Source organism: Microbacterium sp. MMO-56 (assembly GCF_037146215.1).
GTDB lineage: Bacteria > Actinomycetota > Actinomycetes > Actinomycetales > Microbacteriaceae > Microbacterium.
Genome location: NZ_JBBCVW010000012.1, coordinates 50,912 through 68,136, shown reverse-complemented (window position 1 = coordinate 68,136; position 17,225 = coordinate 50,912). Strand labels below are relative to the sequence as shown.

The following is a 17,225-nucleotide window of genomic DNA, read 5'->3' as shown; positions in this document are numbered from 1 at the left end:
CGGATGCTCGGCGCGTCCTCGCGCCGACGCAGCCTCCGGATAGCATCGGGACATGTTCTGGCGAACCTACGGCGCCGTCGTCGGCTGGATGTTCGTGGTCGGCATTGTCGCGGCGGGGCTGTTCCTGTTCGTCGTCTTCGCGTGGCTCGTCCCGCCGGATCGCGGCGAGGAGGACGCCGTCTGGCTCATGCCCTTCTTCGGCGGGTTCTTCGGTGCGCTCGACGCAGCGGCGGCAAGCCTGAGCTACGCGCTCGCGCTGCTGGGGTGGACCCGACGTCCGGGGCGCTCGGTCGGGTCACGAGCAGGGGTCGGCGCGGTGGCGGCGGGAGTCGGGGCTCTCGCCTTCTGGATGGTGTTCGGCTACGCACGGAGCGGCCCCGACGCTCTGCCGGTCTGGAGCGTCGTCGGAGCAGCGTCGGCCGTCCTCGCCGTCCTGGTCGCCGGTCCGCTCACCGTCCGTGCCGCGCGGCGGGCGTCCGGCCCGGTGGGGGCCGCGAGCCCGGCGACGGCGTCAGAGGCTCTTCCCTAGCCACACCGTCGCGTTCGGGTTGTCGTTGTAGGGCGCGATGGGGGAGAAGCCGGAGCGGGTGTACAGCGCCCCGGCCGCCTCGAGGGTGTGGTGCGTGTCCAGCACGAGCTCGGCCGCGTCGAAGCCGCGGGCCCGCTCCTCCAGCGCATCGAGCAGCACGCGACCCCATCCGCGGCCACGCGTGCGCGGCTGGAGGAACAGGTGCTTCACCTCGTAGCGTGCGCCCGACGGACCGTCGTCGATCCGGCGGATCCCGCCGCAGCCCGCGTCGCGTCCGTCCTCGTCGACGACCACGAGGAACACCCCGGCCGGGGGCGTGAACACCGATGCCGCGGGGAACACCGGCCGGTAGGCCTGCGGACCGCCCGGGAACGACTCCGCGCGCGAGTGGAAGTACTCGACGAGGAGGGCGTGGGAGCGCGGATCGTCCGCGGCGAGGGACTCGAGTCGGACCATGCCTCGAGCGTAATCGTGTCGGTGACACGCCCTAGGCTGGACGCATGACGACGAGAGTGGCCCTCGTGGGCGGCACCGGCAAACTCGGTGCGATCATCGCCGCCGTCCTCGAGGCGGAGCCCGACTTCGAGGTCGTCGCCGTGCTGGGGTCGAGCAGCGACCTCGCCGAGATCGACGGCGCCGACCTCGTGGTCGACGCCTCCACGCCCGGCGTCTCGATCGATGTCGTGCGTGCGGCGATCGAGCGAGGCCTCAACGTGCTCGTCGGCACCTCCGGGTGGTCGGCCGAGCGGATCGCGCTCGTCCGCCCCCTCGTCGAGGCGGCGGGTACCGGCGCCGTCTTCATCCCGAACTTCTCGCTCGGCTCGGTGATCGGGTCCGCGCTGGCGGCTGCGGCCGCGCCCCACTTCCCGTCCATCGAGATCGTCGAGGCCCACCGCGAGACGAAGGTCGACTCCCCGAGCGGCACCGCCGTCCGCACGGCGGAGCTGATCCTGGCGGCACGCGCGGAGGCCGGGCCCGTCGAGTCCCCGCACGTCGATCAGCGCGCGCGAGGGCAGCAGGTCGCCAGCGTTCCGATCCACTCCCTGCGTCGGCCGGGCGTCGTCGCCCGGCAGGAGACGATCTTCTCCGGCGCCGGAGAGTCGCTCACGATCGTCCACGACACCATCGATCCCGCCCTCGCCTACGCGCCCGGCATCCGCATCGCGGTGGCCGCGGCCCGCGACGCCCGCGGAGTGATCACCGGCCTCGATTCGCTCATCGACCTCGGCCTCCGCGTCCGGCGCCCCGCACCCGCCGCTGACCCGATCGACGAAGGCGGCGTGCCGGGGCAGGTCGCCCGCGCCACGGGGGCATGAGCGCTCGGGTCGGTGTCGCCGTCATGGCGGTGCTGCTCGCGGTGTACATCGTGCTCGTCGCTCAGCGGGCGTGGCTGCTGCTGGCCTCCGGTGAGCCGGTCGGCGTCGCGATGGGGGTCGCTCTGGTCATCCTCCCCGTCATCGCGGCCTGGGCGCTGTGGCGTGAGCTCGCGTTCGGGTTCGGCACGCAGCGCCTCGGCCGACGGCTGGAGGACGAGGGCGCCCTCCCCGCCGAAGAGCTGACGGTGCGTCCCAGCGGTCGTCCCGACCGTGCCCAGGCGGACGAGCTGTTCCCCGCATACCGCGCCGAGGTCGAGGCGCATCCGGACGACTGGCGCGCGTGGTTCCGACTCGGCCTCGCCTACGACGGCGCCGGCGACCGGGCGCGGGCGCGCCAGGCGATGCGCACGGCGCTCCGGCTCGAGCGCGCCGCCCGCTGAGACCCTCGGCCCGGGGCGGCTACCCGGGCGGGACCGCGGCCGCGATCGCGTCGTCGACGCTCTGGTGGCTGAACCAGAATCCGGACGCGAGCAGGCGCTCCGGCACGACGTCGGTGTCGTTCGTGAGGAGCGCCTCGGTGGCATCCGTGCCCAGCACGAGCTTCAGCCCCCACTCGGGCGCCCGTACGAGGTAGGGACGGTTCATACGCCGGGCCAGGGCGAAGCCCAGGTCGTTGGCGGTGGCGCGCGACGGTCCCGTGAGGTTCACCGGGCCGTCCAGGTCGCCGTCGATGACGTGCCGGATGGCGCGCACCTCGTCCTCGAGCGAGATCCACGGCCAGACCTGCGTCCCCCGGCCGATCGGGCCGGAGAGCCCGAGCCGCGTGAGAAGCATCAGCGGCTTGAGCACGCCGTCGGGATGGACCACGGGCGCCGTGCGCAGCAGCGCGACGCGTGCAGCCGGCCCGGCCGAGCGCGCCGCGTTCTCCCACTCGCCGCACAGATCGGCGAGGAACGTGTCGCCGCGCGGGGCGTCCTCGGTGAACTGCACACCGGGCCGTGACGGGTAGAAGCCGACGGCGGAGCCGGATGCGAACATCGGCGCATCCCCTCCGAGGGCGCGCACCGCGGCCGCGAGCGCCTGCGTCGGCGCGATCCGCGACCAGACGAGTTCGTGCCGGTATCGCCGCGTCCACGGGAACCGGCCGATGCTGGCGCCGTTGAGACCGACGACGGCGCGTGCCCCGTCGAGCACTGCCGGATCGAGCCGGGCGCGCTGGGGGTCCCAGGAGACCTCGTCCGGCGAGGCCACCGGACGGCGGACGAGGCGGACGACCGGGATGCCGTCCGCTCGCAGCGCCGCGACGAGCGCCCGGCCGATGAGGCCGGACGACCCGGCGACGACGACCCGACCGGCGGGATCAGCCAAGCGTCGCCTCGAGGGTGATCTCGATGCCCGCGAGCGCGGCCGAGACCGGGCATCCGGCCTTCGCCTCGTCGGCGATGCGCGCGAAGTCCGCGGCGGACAGGCCCGGGACGACGGCGTTGACGTTCAGGTGCGATCCGGTGATCCCGGTGCCCGGGATGAACGTGACCGATGCCGTCGTCTCGACGGTCTCCGGCGGAGTGCCGTTCTCGGTGAGCGCGTGCGAGAGGGCCATGCTGAAGCACGACGAGTGAGCCGCCGCGATGAGCTCCTCGGGCGTCGTGACCGACGTCGACCCTTCGCTGCGCGCCTTCCAGTCGACGGCGAACGGCCCCTGGTTCGAGCTTTCGAGGGCGACCTCGCCGGATCCCTCGAAGAGAGTGCCCTTCCAGCTGGTGGACGCTTCGCTCGTGACGCTCATGGGTGTCTCCTTCTGATGGTCGGGGCCGGGAGCCCGCCGGGCGCCGGGTGCGCCCGCAACGAGCCTAGACGCGCGCGCCGACGCGCGGGAGGCCCCCGTCCGATCAGGCGGTGCGTGCGCGCCCGACGACCCCGGCGCGCTGCAGCAGGAGGTAGAGCCGGCAGCCGAGGCACAGCCCGAACACCGCGTTGAGGAAGGAGGCCGCGAACACCAGGGCGGCGGCGACGGGAAGCGCCCACGGCACACCGAACAGGTGCAGCACGAGTCCCGCGGCGCTCAGCACGAGCCCGACGCCCTGCGCGAAGCGGGGCGGACGGGGGTCCTCCCGCTCGCGCGGGGGCGCGAGTCGCGGCTCGACGGCGAGTCGGTACAGCGCGCTCCACGGCGACGTCCGAGGAGAGACGACCGCCCAGACGAACAGCAGCGCGATGACCAGAAGCAGGAGGAACCCCGGGTCGGCGGCGCGCTCGCCGACGGTGAGCACCGGCAGGGCGAAGGCGGATGACGGGGGGAAGACCTCGTCGGCGAGCGGCTGATACGCGAACCAGCCGAAGCTCGCACGGGCGGTCGAGTTCCCGACGAGCGCGAGCACGGTCGCCGCCGCCGACAGGAGCATGGTGATGCCGGCGGCCACGCGCGGAGCGCGCGGGTCGATCCCCTCGCGCGGGTCAGACACGGGCCTCCGTCGTCACGCGGGCAAGCTCCAGCTCGACGGCGTGCCGGCTGGGCGTGCCGCCGAAACGGCTGTGCACGACCCCGTCGCGATCGAGCACGAGGGTCGTCGGCGTCTGCAGGACGTGGAAGTGCTTGGCGATGTCGGGACGATGCGTGAGGTCGACGTCGAGGTGGCGCACACCCTCATGGGCACCCGCGATCGCGCTCAGCGTCCGGTGCGCGCCGGGACACCGGCTGCACATCTCGGTGCTGAACTGCAGCAGCGTGGCGCGGTCGCCGAGCGCATCGGCGCCCAGACGGAGCGGGTCGACGGCCTCGGCAGGATCGACGAGGCGGACGCGTCCGTCCCGCCACCGCAGGACGACGCCGAGGCCGATCGTCGCCGCGAGGAGCACGGCGAGCAGCACGATGGCGTCGGTCACGTTCACAGCCGACCATTCTAAGCGGGATCGCGCGGCCCTCGTCGTGACGGCCGCCGGTAGTCTGGCAGCGTGAGCGCGCCGGCATCCGTCCCCACCCCGTACGAAGACCTCCTCCGCGAGGTGCTGGCGGACGGCGTGCACAAAGACGACCGCACCGGCACCGGGACCACGAGCGTCTTCGGGCGGCAGATCCGTTTCGACCTGTCCCAGGGCTTTCCGCTCGTCACGACGAAGCGCGTGCACCTCAAGTCCATCGTGTACGAGCTGCTGTGGTTCCTCCGCGGCGAGTCCAATGTGCAGTGGCTCCAGGACAACGGCGTCACGATCTGGGACGAGTGGGCCGACGCGTCGGGCGACCTCGGTCCCGTCTACGGCGTGCAGTGGCGGTCGTGGCCGACCCCCTCGGGCGAGCAGATCGACCAGATCTCCGACGTGATCGAGCAGATCCGCACGAATCCCGACTCGCGCCGGCTGATCGTCTCGGCGTGGAACCCGGCGGACATCCCGCGCATGGCGCTGGCGCCGTGCCACGCGCTCTTCCAGTTCTACGTCGCCGACGGCAGGCTCTCGTGCCAGCTCTACCAGCGCAGTGCGGACATGTTCCTGGGCGTGCCGTTCAACATCGCCTCCTACGCCCTGCTCACGATGATGATCGCGCAGCAGACGGGCCTTCAGCCGGGCGACTTCGTGTGGACGGGCGGCGACTGCCACGTCTACGACAACCACCTCGAGCAGGTGCGCGAGCAGTTGTCGCGCGACCCGTATCCGTACCCGACCGTGCGGTTCGCCCGCACGCCCGACTCGATCTTCGACTACACGTACGACGACGTCGTCGTCGAGGACTATCGGCATCATCCGGCGATCCGCGCGGCCGTGGCGGTGTGAGCGTGTCCGATTCCACGACGCATACCCGGATCGGGCTCGTCTGGGCCGAGGCACGGGGCGGCGTCATCGGCGCCGACGGCGGGATGCCCTGGAGCGTCCCCGAGGATCTCGCGCACTTCCGCGCCGTGACGACCGGGCATCCCGTCATCATGGGGCGCCGCACGTGGGAGTCGTTCCCCGCGCGCTTCCGCCCGCTGCCGGACCGGCGGAACATCGTCGTGACCCGCACGCCCGGCTGGAGCGCCGACGGGGCCGAGCGCGCCGGCTCGCTCGACGAGGCCCTCGCCCTCGCCGACAGCGCATCCGTCTGGGTGATCGGCGGGGCGCGGCTGTTCGCCGAGGCGATCGAGCGCGCGGATCTGCTGGAGGTGACGGAGCTCGACCTCGAGGTCTCCGGCGACACCTTCGCCCCGTCGCGCACAGGGTGGGACGTGGCCGAGGTCGAGCCGGCGGACGGGTGGTCCGTGTCGCGCACGGGCGTCCCCTACCGCTTCCTGACGCTCATCCGTCCGTGACCCGGCCCCGGGGCATCCGCGGGTAGCTCCGTGCCGGTCGTCGGACCGGTGGTGGTGCTGTGGCCTCGCGGCCCCGGTGACGGCTCACGAGCCCCACCGATCCGACGACCGGCCCCGGGATCCGGGCCCGGTACGGGGAAGGCTTCGTCTCCTCCCCAGTGGTGGATGTGGGTGAGTATCCCCAGACGGGCCGATCCGGCGCACGCCGGACCCTTCCGGTGACCACTGTGGGCGGATGACTCCCTACGGCATCTCCGAGCTGATCGACTCCCGCGGCGGCGTCGTGCGCACGCGGACGCTCCGACTGGCGGGCGCCACACGAGGCGACCTGCGGAGGGCGGTCGCCTCCGACGCGGTCGTGAGGGTGCGCGAGGGCGTCTACGCCACCCCGCGCACGCATCCCCTCGTCCATGCCGCGGCCGCCCACGGCGGTGAGCTGGCCTGCGTGTCTGCACTGCGGAGGCGGGGGGTCTGGGTGCTCGACGACGCGGACCTCCACGTCTGGGTCGGCCCGCACGGGCGCACGTTCGACCACGACGGATGCCGGTGCGTCACCCACCGCGACGACGGCGTCGCGGCCTTCGGCGAGGTCGGCGTCACCCGCGCCCTCGTGCAGGTGGCGTCGTGCCTCGGCGACGAGGCCTTCTTCGCCGCCTTCGAGTCGGCGTGGCGGCTTGGGCTGCTGGGGGCGACCGAGCGGGCGGAGGTGCGCGCGAGCCTCCGGCCCCGACAGCGGTGGCTGGTCGACATCGCGCGCGGCGACGCCGACAGCGGGCTCGAGTCGATCCTGCGCCTGCGACTGCTCCGCCTGGGGATCACCGTCACGCGGCAGGTCCGGATCCCGACCGTGGGGTGCGTGGACGTCGTCATCGACGGCGTCCTCATCCTCGAGGCGGACGGGCGGGCCGGACACGCGCGGGAGGCGGAACGGCACAAGGACCTCGTGCGCGACGCCCGGGCCGCCGCGCTCGGATTCGAGACGCTCCGCTTCGACTACGCCCTGATCCTGCACGACTGGCCGCTCGTCCGTGACGCCGTGCTCGCTCGCCTGGCTCGGATTCGTCGTGCCGGTCGTCGGACCGGTGGGGCTCCTGTCGCCCCGTGACCTCGGTGAGACGGCACCAGCCCCACCGATCCGACGACCGGACCGCACCTCGGGTTTCGGGCCCCGGCGATACGTGCCCCGACGTCCGAGCCACTAGCCTGGGAGGCATGACGCACTCGGGCAATCCCTTCGGACAGGTCCTCGTCGCGCTGGTCACCCCGATGACCGCCGACGGCGAGGTGGACTGGCCGGCCGTCGAGAAGCACATGGACGACGTGATCACGGCGGGTGCGGACGGCATCGTCGTCACCGGCACCACCGGGGAGACGAGCACGCTCACCGACCCCGAGAAGCTGAAGCTCGTCGAGGTCGGCAAGTCCGTCTCCGCGGGTCGCGCGAAGATCATCACGGGCGGGGGCTCGAACGAGACCGCCCACGCGATCGAGCTCTACCGCGCGAGCGAGAAGGCCGGCGCCGACGGCATCATGATCGTCACGCCGTACTACAACAAGCCGACGCAGGCGGGCATCCTCACGCACTTCCGCCTGGTCGCGGATGCCACGGACCTCCCGGTCATCCTGTACGACATCCCCGGCCGCACCGGCGTGCCGATCAAGTACGAGACGATCCTGCGCCTCGCCAAACACCCCAACATCCTCGCCGTGAAGGACGCCAAGGGCGACTTCAGCGAGGTCAGCCGGGTGCTGAACCAGACCGACCTGCTGTACTTCTCGGGCGACGACGCGAACGCCCTCCCGCACATGGCGATCGGTGCGGCCGGTCTCATCGGCGTCACCGCCAACGTCGCGGCGGCGCCCTATCGCGTGATGGTGGATGCCGTGAACCGCGGCGACCTCGCGAGCGCCACCGCCGCGCACAAGAGCCTCGAGCCGCTCGTGCGTGCCGTGATGACGCACGTCCCGGGGACCGTCAGCGCGAAGTACATCCTGCACGGCCTCGGCCGCATCTCGAGCCCGCGCGTGCGCCTGCCCCTCGTCGGGCCGGAGGAGTGGGAGGCCGCCCTCATCGAGGACGAGCTCGCACTCGTGCACGGCGTCGAGGGCGCCGACTTCTCCAACTTCCGTCCGGACCGCAACGCGGCCGCCGGCGGAGCGCTCCCCAAGGTGCACGGCACGACCCGCTGACACCGCACGAAATTCGAACGCGGATGCCCGAGGCATCCGAAGGAGGCATCCGATGCCCACGAACGTCTACGCACCGCCCGCTCTCGAACCGGGCACCCTGCGTGTGATCCCGCTCGGCGGACTCGCCGAGATCGGCCGCAACATGACGATCTTCGAGTACGAGGGCAAACTCCTCGTCGTCGACTGCGGCGTGCTGTTCCCGGAAGAGCACCAGCCCGGCGTCGACCTGATCCTGCCCGATTTCGAGCCGATCAAGAACCGGCTCGACGACGTCGTCGGGGTCGTGCTCACCCACGGGCACGAGGACCACATCGGCGCGGTGCCCTACCTGCTGCGGCTGAAGAGCGACATCCCGCTCATCGGCTCCCAGCTGACCCTCGCCCTCGTCGAGGCGAAGCTCAAGGAACACCGGATTAAGGCCTACACCCTCACTGTCGAGGAGGGACAGGAGGAGCAGGTCGGTCCCTTCGACCTCGAGTTCGTCGCGGTGAACCACTCGATCCCCGACGCGCTCGCCGTGGCGATCCACACGGATGCCGGGACGGTCCTCGCCACGGGCGACTTCAAGATGGACCAGCTGCCGCTCGACGGCCGCCTCACGGATCTGCGCGCCTTCGCGAGTCTGGGGGAGGACGGGGTCGACCTGTTCCTCGTGGACTCGACCAACGCCGACGTGCCCGGGTTCACGCCGCTGGAGCGCGAGATCGGCCCCGTGCTCGACCAGGTGATCGCCAAGGCCCCGCGCCGCGTCATCGTGGCGAGCTTCTCGAGCCACGTCCACCGCGTGCAGCAGGTCATCGACGCGGCGGCCGCGAACGGGCGACGGCTGGCGTTCCTCGGCCGCTCGATGGTGCGCAACATGACCATCGCGGAGGACCTGGGCTACCTGAACGTGCCTGACGGCGTCCTCATCGACTACAAGAAGGCCCAGGACCTGCCCGACGACAAGATCGTCTACATGTCGACGGGGTCGCAGGGCGAGCCGATGGCCGTCCTGTCGCGGATGGCGAACCTCGACCACGCGATCGAGCCGGGCCCCGGCGACACGGTGATCCTGGCCTCGAGCCTCATCCCGGGCAACGAGAACGCGGTCTACCGCGTGATCGACGGGCTCACCAAACTCGGCGCGAACGTTGTGCACAAGGGCAACGCCAAGGTGCACGTGTCGGGGCACGCCGCCGCGGGCGAGCTGCTCTACTGCTACAACATCCTGCAGCCGCGCAACGTCATGCCCGTGCACGGGGAGTACCGGCACCTCATCGCGAACGCCAAGCTCGCGCAGTCGACGGGGATCCCCGAGGAGAACACGATCATCGCCGAGAACGGCACCGTCGTCGACCTCCGGGACGGCGTGGCGAAGGTGGTCGGCCAGCTCGACCTCGGCTTCGTCTACGTCGACGGGTCGACGGTCGGCGAGATCACCGACGCCGACCTGAAGGATCGCCGGATCCTCGGCGAGGAAGGCTTCATCTCGGTGATCGTCGTCGTCGATTCCGCGACCGGACGGATCATCACGGGCCCCGAGATCCACGCCCGCGGGTTCGCCGAGGACGACAGCGTCTTCGACGACGTGAAGCCCAAGATCGCCGCCGCGCTGACGGAGGCCGCCCAGTCCGGCGTCCGTGACACGCACGCGCTCTCGCAGGTCGTGCGCCGCACCATCGGGCGCTGGGTCAACCAGCGACTGCGTCGCCGCCCGATGATCGTGCCGCTCGTGATCGAGGCGTAACACCGGATCGCTACGATCGGTCCATGCCTGCCGCCTTCCGTGTCCGTCCCGCCGTTCAGGCCGACGGCGTCTTCCTCGGCGACATGGTCGTGGAGGCCGCCAACTGGCGGCAGGGCGGCCAGCGTCCTCGGCACGAGGTGATCGAGCATCCGGAGTATCACCGCTACATCTCGGGCTGGATGCGCCCGGGCGACGCAGGCGTCGTCGCGGTCGACGGTCAGGAGCAGCCGATCGGCGCTGCCTGGTACCGGATGCTGCCGCGCACCGACCCCGGATTCGGGTACGTGGGAACGGGCGTGCCGGAGCTCATCGTGGGGGTCCGTCCGATCTGGCGGGCGCACGGCGTGGGACGGATGCTCCTCCAGCGGCTGTGCGATCACGCCCGCTCGCAGGGGTTCGCGCGCATCAGCCTCTCCGTCGAGAAGGGCAACTTCGCCCAGACCCTCTATCGCAGCGAGGGCTTCGCGGTGACCCAGGCCGGGCACGGCCGCGACACGATGGTCAAGCTGCTGCGCTGACCTGCTCATCGCGGGGGAGACGGCCGCGTCAATCCGGGGATTCGGCGGGCGCTCGGCCTACCGTGGAGTAATGGCACGATCCACGAGTACGCCCACGAACGCCCGCGCGTCCGCGAAGGGCTCCTCGTCGCGCGCCCGTAAGCCCGCGCCGGCCCCGCAGCGCTACGCGGACGACGTCGACCGGCCGCCCGCGATCGTGCGGATGTGGCTCGGGCTCGCGCATGCCACCGGCGGCATGTTCCGCGCCTTCGGCCCGGAGACCCTCGAGAAGGATCAGCGCCGCGACGGCTTCCCGTTCCTGCTCGTGCTGCTGGCCGTCGCCGGCGCCGTCGTGGAATGGTTCCTCATCGGCACCGAGGCCGGCACCGCGATCAGCGCCTACACCGTGGGCCTGCTGATCGGCCGCGTCGCCTTCATCATGCCGGTCCTGCTCCTCCTGCTGGCCGGGTGGCTGTTCCGGCATCCGTCGTCGGTCCACGACAACGGCCGGATCGGCATCGGGTTCGGCCTGTTCGTCCTCTCGGTCGCGGGGTTCTGCCATGTCGCGGGCAGCCGCCCGCAGCCGAAGGACGGCGCCCCGGGCCTCAGCCCCGCGGGCGGTCTGTTCGGATGGATGGTCGGCGAACCGCTCACCTTCCTCACGCCCGTGGGCGCCTACCTCGTCCTCGGCATCCTCACGCTCCTCAGCGTCCTGATCCTCACCAAGACGCCGCCCAACCGCATCGGCCGCCGTCTCGGCGACCTCTACGCCTGGATGTTCGGTGCCGAGCGCCCGGAGGCCGTCGAGCCCGTCCCGGCCGCCGGCTCCCCGACCGGTCCGACCGTCGCGTTCGACCAGGACGACGTCGACCCCAAGGACTCCGGCACGCCCTGGTGGCGGCGCAACAAGACCGGTCGCGAGGAGGACGTCGACGGCAGCCTCGGCTCCGACGACCTCACCGCGCTCCTCGCCCCGACACCCGAGGGCGGATTCGAGCAGGCGATCGCGACGCCGGTGCCGCCGCTGCCTCCCCTTCCGGACGCCGCGACCGAGGTCATCGACCCCGCCGTCATCGCGAGCGCCAAGAAGGCGGCGAGCCGCGCGGGGCGGGTCGACACCGGCATCCGCGAGGACAGCGGCGAGATCGTCCTCGACGACGGCATCCTGCCCGGGATCTCCGGGCTCGGCGACGACCACGACGGCCGCCCGCCGCAGGCCCCGTACCGGCTGCCGGCCGTCGCCTCGCTCGCGCAGGGCGACCCGCCCAAGGCGCGCTCCGAGGCGAACGACCGCGTCGTGGCCGCGATCATGGGCGTGTTCGAGCAGTTCAACGTGGATGCCCGGGTCACGGGCTTCTCGCGCGGCCCGACGGTCACGCAGTACGAGATCGCCCTCGGCCCCGGCGTGAAGGTCGAGCGCATCACGGCGCTGACGAACAACATCGCCTACGCGGTGGCCTCCAACGAGGTGCGCATCCTCGCGCCGATCCCCGGCAAGAGCGCGATCGGCGTGGAGATCCCCAACACCGACCGCGAGATCGTGACCCTCGGCGACGTGCTGCGCTCGCAGGCGGCGACGAGCCAGACCCATCCCATGACGATCGGCGTCGGCAAGGACGTCGGCGGCGGCTACGTCGTCGCCAACCTCGCCAAGATGCCCCACCTGCTCGTGGCCGGCTCCACCGGCTCGGGCAAGTCGAGCTTCGTGAACTCGATGATCACGAGCCTGCTCATGCGTGCGAAGCCCTCCGAGGTTCGTATGGTGCTGATCGACCCGAAGCGCGTGGAGCTCACGAGCTACGCGGGGGTCCCGCACCTGATCACCCCCATCATCACGAACCCGAAGAAGGCCGCCGAGGCGCTGCAGTGGGTCGTGAAGGAGATGGACATGCGGTACGACGACCTCGCGTCGTTCGGCTTCCGCCACATCGACGACTTCAACCGGGCCGTCGTCGCGGGCGAGATCAACCTCCCCGTCGGCAGCGAGCGCGTGCTCAAGCCGTACCCCTACCTCCTCGTCGTCGTCGACGAGCTCGCCGACCTCATGATGGTCGCGCCGCGCGACGTCGAGGACTCGATCGTGCGGATCACGCAGCTCGCCCGCGCGAGCGGCATCCACCTCGTGCTGGCCACCCAGCGTCCCTCCGTCGACGTCGTGACGGGCCTCATCAAGGCGAACGTGCCGTCCCGCCTCGCGTTCGCCGTGACGAGCGTGACGGATTCGCGCGTCATCCTCGATCAGCCCGGCGCGGACCGTCTGATCGGTCAGGGCGACGGCCTGTTCCTCCCGATGGGCGCCTCCAAGGCGCTGCGCGTGCAGGGCGCCTGGGTCGCCGAGAGCGAGATCGAGAAGGTCGTCCACCACGTCAAGAACCAGGCGCGGCCCGAGTACCGCAAGGACGTCGAGGCGGTCGCGGAGAAGAAGGAGATCGACGCCGACATCGGTGACGACCTCGATCTGCTGCTCGCCGCCGCCGAACAGATCATCTCCACCCAGTTCGGGTCGACCTCCATGCTGCAGCGGAAGCTCCGGGTCGGCTTCGCGAAGGCCGGTCGCCTCATGGACCTGCTCGAGTCGCGCGAGATCGTCGGCCCCTCCGAGGGGTCGAAGGCGCGCGACGTCCTGGTGACGCCCGAGCAGCTACCGGAGGTGCTCGCACGTCTGCGCGGTGAGGATCCGCCCTCCCCGGCCGGCGGGGCGGAGGGCGACTCCTACGGGACGGACGCCGTCGCGGACCAGTTCGCAGGTTACGAGGTCGTGGAGTCCGACGAGGGCTCCGAAGACGCCTGGGGGCTCACCGGCCGCGACTGATCCACCGGCCGGATAGGCTCGGCACGTGACCATTCCGAGGCAGCTCCCGAACGCGATCACGATCGTGCGCATCCTGTGCGCGCCGGTGTTCCTGTGGATGCTGCTGGCGGACGCGGGGGCGGACGGCCCGCTGCGATGGGGGGCGGCCGTGCTGTTCATCGTCGCGATCGCGACCGACGGCATCGACGGATACCTCGCCCGTCGCTACGAGATCGTCACCGACCTCGGCAAGCTGCTGGATCCGATCGCCGACAAGGCGCTCACGGGCTGTGCGTTCGTGGGGCTCTCGATCCTCGCCGAGCTGCCCTGGTGGGTCACGATCGTCGTCCTGGTGCGCGAGGTGGGCATCACCGTGCACCGGCTGGTCGTGGCGTCCAGCCACGTCGTCGCCGCCGCGTGGATGGGCAAGCTGAAGACGGTCGCCCAGGCGGTGGCTCTGTCCCTCGCCCTCCTGCCGCTGTGGACGATCGTGGGGGAGTGGATCCACGTCGTCAACGCGATCACGATGTGGATCGCCGTGACCCTCACGATCGCGAGCGGCATCGACTATGTCGTCGCGGAAGTGCGCGGATCCCGTCGGGACGCGGCGGGCGCCCGGCCATGACCCGGTTCGATCCCGTCCCCGATCTTCCCGAGGAGCTCGAGAGCACCCAGGTGTCGACGGGCCGTCCCACCGATGCGGAGCGTCTCGTGGCGAGGCTCCGGGAGCTAGGCTGGACCCTCGGCGTCGCCGAGTCCCTCACCGGCGGGCTGGTCGCGGCCACGATCGTCTCGGTGGCGGGAGCCTCGAGCGTGCTGCGGGGCGCCGTGGTCGCCTACGCGACGGACGTGAAGGCCTCGCTGCTCGGTGTCGAGGAGACCCTGCTCGAGGCGCACGGGCCGGTCCATCCGCGCGTCGCCCGGCAGATGGCGGAGGGCATCCGCCGCACGCTCGCCCACGACGGCGTCGCGGCGGACGTGGGCATCTCGACGACGGGCATCGCCGGGCCCGTGTCGCCCGACGGCCAGCCCGTCGGCACGGTGCACGTGGCCGTCTCCACACCCCTCGGATCGCGCGTCGAGTCGGTGGAGCTAAGCGGCGGTCGCGCCGAGATCCGCGAAGAGGCGGCGGCCCTGGCGATCCGGGTCGCCCTCGACGCGCTCTGACGCTTCAGCCGGACGCCGGGGAATAGCGGATGTGACGTCCCTGTTACGTATCGATGATTCCCACCCATTCCCCAGCACCGCGGGGCTAGGGTGACCATCGAGTCCTGTACTGTTGTCCACCCGGGACGCGGTTTCAACGTCAGAGGAGGGGGCCCGACATGATCCTGGTACGTCAGGAGATCGGCGAAGTCCTGCGCGACTTCCGCCTGCAGAAGGGGCGCACCCTCCGCCAGGTCGCGGGGCGCGCGAGCGTCGCCCTCGGCTACCTGAGCGAGGTCGAGCGTGGTCAGAAGGAGGCGTCGAGCGAGATCCTCGCATCGGTCGCCGAGGCGTTGGACGTCCCCATCTCCACGATCATGCGCGAGGTCGGCGACCGCATCTCGGTGCTCGAGGGCCTGCAGGTCTTCCCCGACGTCGTCCCGGACGACCTGGTCGCCCTGGATCGGGACATCGAGCCCCAGCTCTCGTTGCGCTGACGTGCGCCGCAGCGAGTTCCTGCGTGCCGTCGACGACGAGTTCGGCGCGCGCGCCACGTCGGTCGTCTCCGATCTGAGTCTGGGCGGGGTGGGCTACCGCACGGCGGCGCAGGCCCTCGCGGACGGCGTCGACCCGCGCGAGATCTGGCTGGCGCTGTGCGTCGAGGCGGACGTCCCGGAGGAGCGCCGGCACGGCGTGGGCCTGCTCGACCCGCGCCGCTGAATCGTCAGCGTGTTCGGAACGCCCTCCGGCGTGTCGTCGTATTTTTGTTCGACAGCGCTCTAGGCTCCTGCACACGAGGGATCGCCGAGAGGTCTTCCCCCGTTCCGCAGGATCGTCCGGCCGATGTCGGAGGCCCTTCGTAACGTGGGGGACGTCATCACGACACCTCCGCCTTGTCGCAGACCGCCTCCCGTCGGGAGGGGCGCGACAGCCTACAGGCGACGGACACGCGACACGAAGGAGCACGTCATGCCATCACCCGCCGACCGCGAGAAGGCCCTCGAATCGGCCCTCGCCCAGATCGACCGGCAGTTCGGAAAGGGCTCGGTGATGCGTCTCGGCAGCGACGAGCGCGCGCCCGTGGCCGTCATCCCCACGGGCTCCATCGCCCTCGACGTCGCCCTCGGCGTGGGCGGCCTCCCGCGCGGTCGCATCGTCGAGATCTACGGACCGGAGTCGTCGGGTAAGACGACGCTGACCCTCCACGCGATCGCCAACGTCCAGCGCGCCGGCGGCATCGCCGCGTTCGTGGATGCCGAGCACGCGCTCGACCCCGACTACGCGCAGAAGCTCGGCGTCGACATCGACCAGCTCCTCGTGTCGCAGCCCGACACGGGGGAACAGGCGCTGGAGATCGCCGACATGCTCGTGCGCTCCGGTGCCATCGACCTGGTCGTGATCGACTCCGTCGCCGCCCTCGTCCCCAAGGCGGAGATCGAGGGCGAGATGGGCGACTCGCACGTCGGCCTTCAGGCGCGCCTGATGTCGCAGGCCCTCCGCAAGCTGACGGGTGGCCTCAACCAGACGGGCACCACGATGATCTTCATCAACCAGCTCCGCGAGAAGATCGGCGTGTTCTTCGGGTCGCCCGAGACCACCGCCGGCGGCAAGGCGCTGAAGTTCTACGCGTCGGTGCGTCTCGACATCCGTCGCATCGAGACCCTGAAGGACGGTACGGAGGCGGTCGGCAACCGTACGCGCGTGAAGGTCGTCAAGAACAAGATGGCGCCGCCGTTCAAGCAGGCCGAGTTCGACATCCTCTACGGCGTCGGCATCTCGCGCGAGGGCTCGCTGATCGACTTCGGCGTGGAGCACGCGATCGTCAAGAAGTCGGGTGCCTGGTACACCTACGACGGCGAGCAGCTGGGCCAGGGCAAGGAGAACGCGCGCAACTTCCTGCTCAAGAACGTCGACATCGCCGCCGACATCGAGCAGAAGATCCTGCAGAAGCTCGGGATCGGGCAGCCGAAGAACGCCGAGGGTGCGGCGCCCGTCGCCGATCTGGCCGAGCGCCGCCCGGCGTGAGCGGAGAAGACGGCGCGATCGCGCCCGTGATCCCGCTGTTCGCAGGGGCAGTTCCCGTCGACGGCGATCACGATGCGCGGATCGACGAGGCGGGCGGCCCGTCCTGGCACACCACCTGGACGGGCTCGCCCGCCCCCGCCGTCGAGACACCCGCGGATGCCGACGTGGCGGAGCGTGTCGATGCCGCCGAGGCCGCGCTGCTGCGCAAGCTCCGCACGCGCTCGCTCTCGGTGCGCGAGGCGCGGTCGGTTCTGATCGGGCAGGAGATCGACGAGACATCGGCCGACGCGGTGATCGCACGCTTCGTCGACCACGGCTACCTCGACGACGCGAAGCTCGCGGAGCAGCTGATCCACACCGCGGTCGATCGCAAGGGGCAGGGTCGGATGGCCGTCTCGCGGGCGCTGTCGCAGCGCGGCATCCCTCGTGAGGTCGCGGACGCGGCGATCGACGAGCTCCCCGACGACGAACGCGAACGCGCGCTCGCCTTCGCCCGCACCAAGGCTCCGGCGATGCGCACGCTCGAGCGCGATGTCGCGCTGCGGCGGCTGTCCGGACAGCTCGCGCGACGCGGATACGGCGCGTACGCCCTCGACGCGGCGCGCACCGCGCTCGAGGAGGCGGCGCGCCCGCCGCGCGGCGTCGTCCGCTTCGAGTAGTGGGCTGGGCCCGGCGGCACTTGCATCCGGGCCCGCCGACGGAGACGGATCGTAGAATGG

Annotated in this window: 21 protein-coding genes; 16 read left to right on the top strand and 5 right to left on the bottom strand. The window is 71.4% G+C overall.

What is annotated here, in order from left to right:
- Nucleotides 1–52: 52 nt before the first annotated feature.
- Nucleotides 53–529 carry a hypothetical protein gene (locus WFI00_RS11665; protein ID WP_336632484.1) on the top strand — a complete coding sequence of 159 codons (477 nt, stop codon included), beginning with the start codon at nt 53–55 and terminating at the stop codon, nt 527–529.
- On the opposite strand, the gene WFI00_RS11660 is transcribed toward WFI00_RS11665, so the two are convergent.
- Nucleotides 512–985, bottom strand: coding sequence for a GNAT family N-acetyltransferase (locus tag WFI00_RS11660; protein WP_336632483.1), 474 nt, complete (start codon nt 983–985; stop codon nt 512–514). The genes WFI00_RS11665 and WFI00_RS11660 overlap by 18 nt on opposite strands.
- A 44-nt stretch (nt 986–1,029) precedes the next feature.
- Between WFI00_RS11660 and dapB the strand changes: the two genes are divergently transcribed.
- Nucleotides 1,030–1,845: a 4-hydroxy-tetrahydrodipicolinate reductase gene (gene dapB / locus WFI00_RS11655; RefSeq protein WP_336632482.1), complete on the top strand. Its 816-nt coding sequence runs from the start codon at nt 1,030–1,032 to the stop codon at nt 1,843–1,845.
- Nucleotides 1,842–2,285 (top strand): tetratricopeptide repeat protein, encoded by a 444-nt coding sequence (locus tag WFI00_RS11650; protein ID WP_336632481.1) that lies wholly within the window; start codon nt 1,842–1,844, stop codon nt 2,283–2,285. The genes dapB and WFI00_RS11650 overlap by 4 nt, the downstream gene beginning before the upstream one ends.
- A 19-nt stretch (nt 2,286–2,304) precedes the next feature.
- Here the strand turns inward: WFI00_RS11650 and WFI00_RS11645 are convergent, their stop codons facing one another.
- From WFI00_RS11645 to WFI00_RS11630, 4 genes are all read right to left on the bottom strand, one after another.
- Entirely contained in the window at nt 2,305–3,213 is a 909-nt protein-coding gene (locus WFI00_RS11645) for a TIGR01777 family oxidoreductase (RefSeq protein WP_336632480.1), read from the bottom strand.
- A complete protein-coding gene (locus WFI00_RS11640) occupies nt 3,206–3,631 on the bottom strand; it encodes an OsmC family peroxiredoxin (RefSeq protein WP_336632479.1) in 426 nt (141 codons plus the stop codon). The genes WFI00_RS11645 and WFI00_RS11640 overlap by 8 nt, the downstream gene beginning before the upstream one ends.
- 103 nt (nt 3,632–3,734) lie before the next feature.
- Nucleotides 3,735–4,307 (bottom strand): DUF4395 domain-containing protein, encoded by a 573-nt coding sequence (locus tag WFI00_RS11635; RefSeq protein WP_336632478.1) that lies wholly within the window; start codon nt 4,305–4,307, stop codon nt 3,735–3,737.
- Nucleotides 4,300–4,734, bottom strand: a complete 435-nt coding sequence (locus WFI00_RS11630; RefSeq protein ID WP_336632477.1) for a TlpA family protein disulfide reductase — start codon at nt 4,732–4,734, stop codon at nt 4,300–4,302. The genes WFI00_RS11635 and WFI00_RS11630 overlap by 8 nt, the downstream gene beginning before the upstream one ends.
- Before the next feature lie 63 nt (nt 4,735–4,797).
- On the opposite strand from WFI00_RS11630, the gene WFI00_RS11625 reads away from it, so the two are divergent.
- The 13 genes from WFI00_RS11625 (at nt 4,798) to WFI00_RS11565 (ending at nt 17,165) form a co-directional block, all read left to right on the top strand.
- On the top strand, nt 4,798–5,613 hold the full coding sequence (locus WFI00_RS11625; RefSeq protein WP_336632476.1) for a thymidylate synthase: 816 nt from the start codon (nt 4,798–4,800) through the stop codon (nt 5,611–5,613).
- A 2-nt stretch (nt 5,614–5,615) separates the two neighbouring features.
- Nucleotides 5,616–6,128 carry a dihydrofolate reductase gene (locus WFI00_RS11620; protein WP_336632475.1) on the top strand — a complete coding sequence of 171 codons (513 nt, stop codon included), beginning with the start codon at nt 5,616–5,618 and terminating at the stop codon, nt 6,126–6,128.
- 235 nt (nt 6,129–6,363) lie between these two features.
- A complete protein-coding gene (locus tag WFI00_RS11615; RefSeq protein WP_336632474.1) occupies nt 6,364–7,233 on the top strand; it encodes a type IV toxin-antitoxin system AbiEi family antitoxin domain-containing protein in 870 nt (289 codons plus the stop codon).
- A 107-nt stretch (nt 7,234–7,340) separates the two neighbouring features.
- Nucleotides 7,341–8,318, top strand: a complete 978-nt coding sequence (gene dapA, locus WFI00_RS11610) for a 4-hydroxy-tetrahydrodipicolinate synthase (RefSeq protein WP_336632473.1) — start codon at nt 7,341–7,343, stop codon at nt 8,316–8,318.
- Between the two features lie 52 nt (nt 8,319–8,370).
- On the top strand, nt 8,371–10,047 hold the full coding sequence (locus tag WFI00_RS11605; protein ID WP_336632472.1) for a ribonuclease J: 1,677 nt from the start codon (nt 8,371–8,373) through the stop codon (nt 10,045–10,047).
- Between the two features lie 23 nt (nt 10,048–10,070).
- Nucleotides 10,071–10,565, top strand: coding sequence for a GNAT family N-acetyltransferase (locus WFI00_RS11600; RefSeq protein WP_336632471.1), 495 nt, complete (start codon nt 10,071–10,073; stop codon nt 10,563–10,565).
- Nucleotides 10,566–10,635: 70 nt separating this feature from the next.
- Nucleotides 10,636–13,356, top strand: a complete 2,721-nt coding sequence (locus tag WFI00_RS11595) for an FtsK/SpoIIIE family DNA translocase (protein WP_336632470.1) — start codon at nt 10,636–10,638, stop codon at nt 13,354–13,356.
- 25 nt (nt 13,357–13,381) lie between these two features.
- Entirely contained in the window at nt 13,382–13,960 is a 579-nt protein-coding gene (gene pgsA / locus WFI00_RS11590; RefSeq protein WP_336632469.1) for a CDP-diacylglycerol--glycerol-3-phosphate 3-phosphatidyltransferase, read from the top strand.
- Nucleotides 13,957–14,502, top strand: coding sequence for a CinA family protein (locus tag WFI00_RS11585; protein ID WP_336632468.1), 546 nt, complete (start codon nt 13,957–13,959; stop codon nt 14,500–14,502). The genes pgsA and WFI00_RS11585 overlap by 4 nt, the downstream gene beginning before the upstream one ends.
- Before the next feature lie 158 nt (nt 14,503–14,660).
- Complete coding sequence (locus WFI00_RS11580) at nt 14,661–14,978, top strand: helix-turn-helix domain-containing protein (protein WP_336632467.1); 318 nt, start codon at nt 14,661–14,663, stop codon at nt 14,976–14,978.
- A 1-nt stretch (nt 14,979) separates the two neighbouring features.
- Entirely contained in the window at nt 14,980–15,201 is a 222-nt protein-coding gene (locus WFI00_RS11575) for a DUF3046 domain-containing protein (RefSeq protein WP_336632466.1), read from the top strand.
- A 249-nt stretch (nt 15,202–15,450) separates the two neighbouring features.
- Nucleotides 15,451–16,506, top strand: a complete 1,056-nt coding sequence (gene recA / locus WFI00_RS11570) for a recombinase RecA (protein WP_336632465.1) — start codon at nt 15,451–15,453, stop codon at nt 16,504–16,506.
- Nucleotides 16,503–17,165 (top strand): regulatory protein RecX, encoded by a 663-nt coding sequence (locus WFI00_RS11565; protein WP_336632464.1) that lies wholly within the window; start codon nt 16,503–16,505, stop codon nt 17,163–17,165. Before recA ends, WFI00_RS11565 begins: the two co-directional genes overlap by 4 nt.
- Nucleotides 17,166–17,225: the final 60 nt, after the last annotated feature.

What these genes read in the sequence shown, in the direction of transcription:
- WFI00_RS11665 (WP_336632484.1), top strand. Translation starts at nt 53, where the DNA reads ATGTTCTGGCGAACCTACGGCGCCGTCGTCGGCTGGATGTTCGTGGTC.
- WFI00_RS11650 (WP_336632481.1), top strand. Translation starts at nt 1,842, where the DNA reads ATGAGCGCTCGGGTCGGTGTCGCCGTCATGGCGGTGCTGCTCGCGGTG.
- recA (WP_336632465.1), top strand. Translation starts at nt 15,451, where the DNA reads ATGCCATCACCCGCCGACCGCGAGAAGGCCCTCGAATCGGCCCTCGCC.
- dapA (WP_336632473.1), top strand. Translation starts at nt 7,341, where the DNA reads ATGACGCACTCGGGCAATCCCTTCGGACAGGTCCTCGTCGCGCTGGTC.
- WFI00_RS11660 (WP_336632483.1), bottom strand. Translation starts at nt 985, where the DNA reads ATGGTCCGACTCGAGTCCCTCGCCGCGGACGATCCGCGCTCCCACGCC.
- WFI00_RS11615 (WP_336632474.1), top strand. Translation starts at nt 6,364, where the DNA reads ATGACTCCCTACGGCATCTCCGAGCTGATCGACTCCCGCGGCGGCGTC.
- WFI00_RS11600 (WP_336632471.1), top strand. Translation starts at nt 10,071, where the DNA reads ATGCCTGCCGCCTTCCGTGTCCGTCCCGCCGTTCAGGCCGACGGCGTC.
- dapB (WP_336632482.1), top strand. Translation starts at nt 1,030, where the DNA reads ATGACGACGAGAGTGGCCCTCGTGGGCGGCACCGGCAAACTCGGTGCG.
- WFI00_RS11580 (WP_336632467.1), top strand. Translation starts at nt 14,661, where the DNA reads ATGATCCTGGTACGTCAGGAGATCGGCGAAGTCCTGCGCGACTTCCGC.
- WFI00_RS11595 (WP_336632470.1), top strand. Translation starts at nt 10,636, where the DNA reads ATGGCACGATCCACGAGTACGCCCACGAACGCCCGCGCGTCCGCGAAG.
- WFI00_RS11640 (WP_336632479.1), bottom strand. Translation starts at nt 3,631, where the DNA reads ATGAGCGTCACGAGCGAAGCGTCCACCAGCTGGAAGGGCACTCTCTTC.
- WFI00_RS11585 (WP_336632468.1), top strand. Translation starts at nt 13,957, where the DNA reads ATGACCCGGTTCGATCCCGTCCCCGATCTTCCCGAGGAGCTCGAGAGC.
- WFI00_RS11605 (WP_336632472.1), top strand. Translation starts at nt 8,371, where the DNA reads ATGCCCACGAACGTCTACGCACCGCCCGCTCTCGAACCGGGCACCCTG.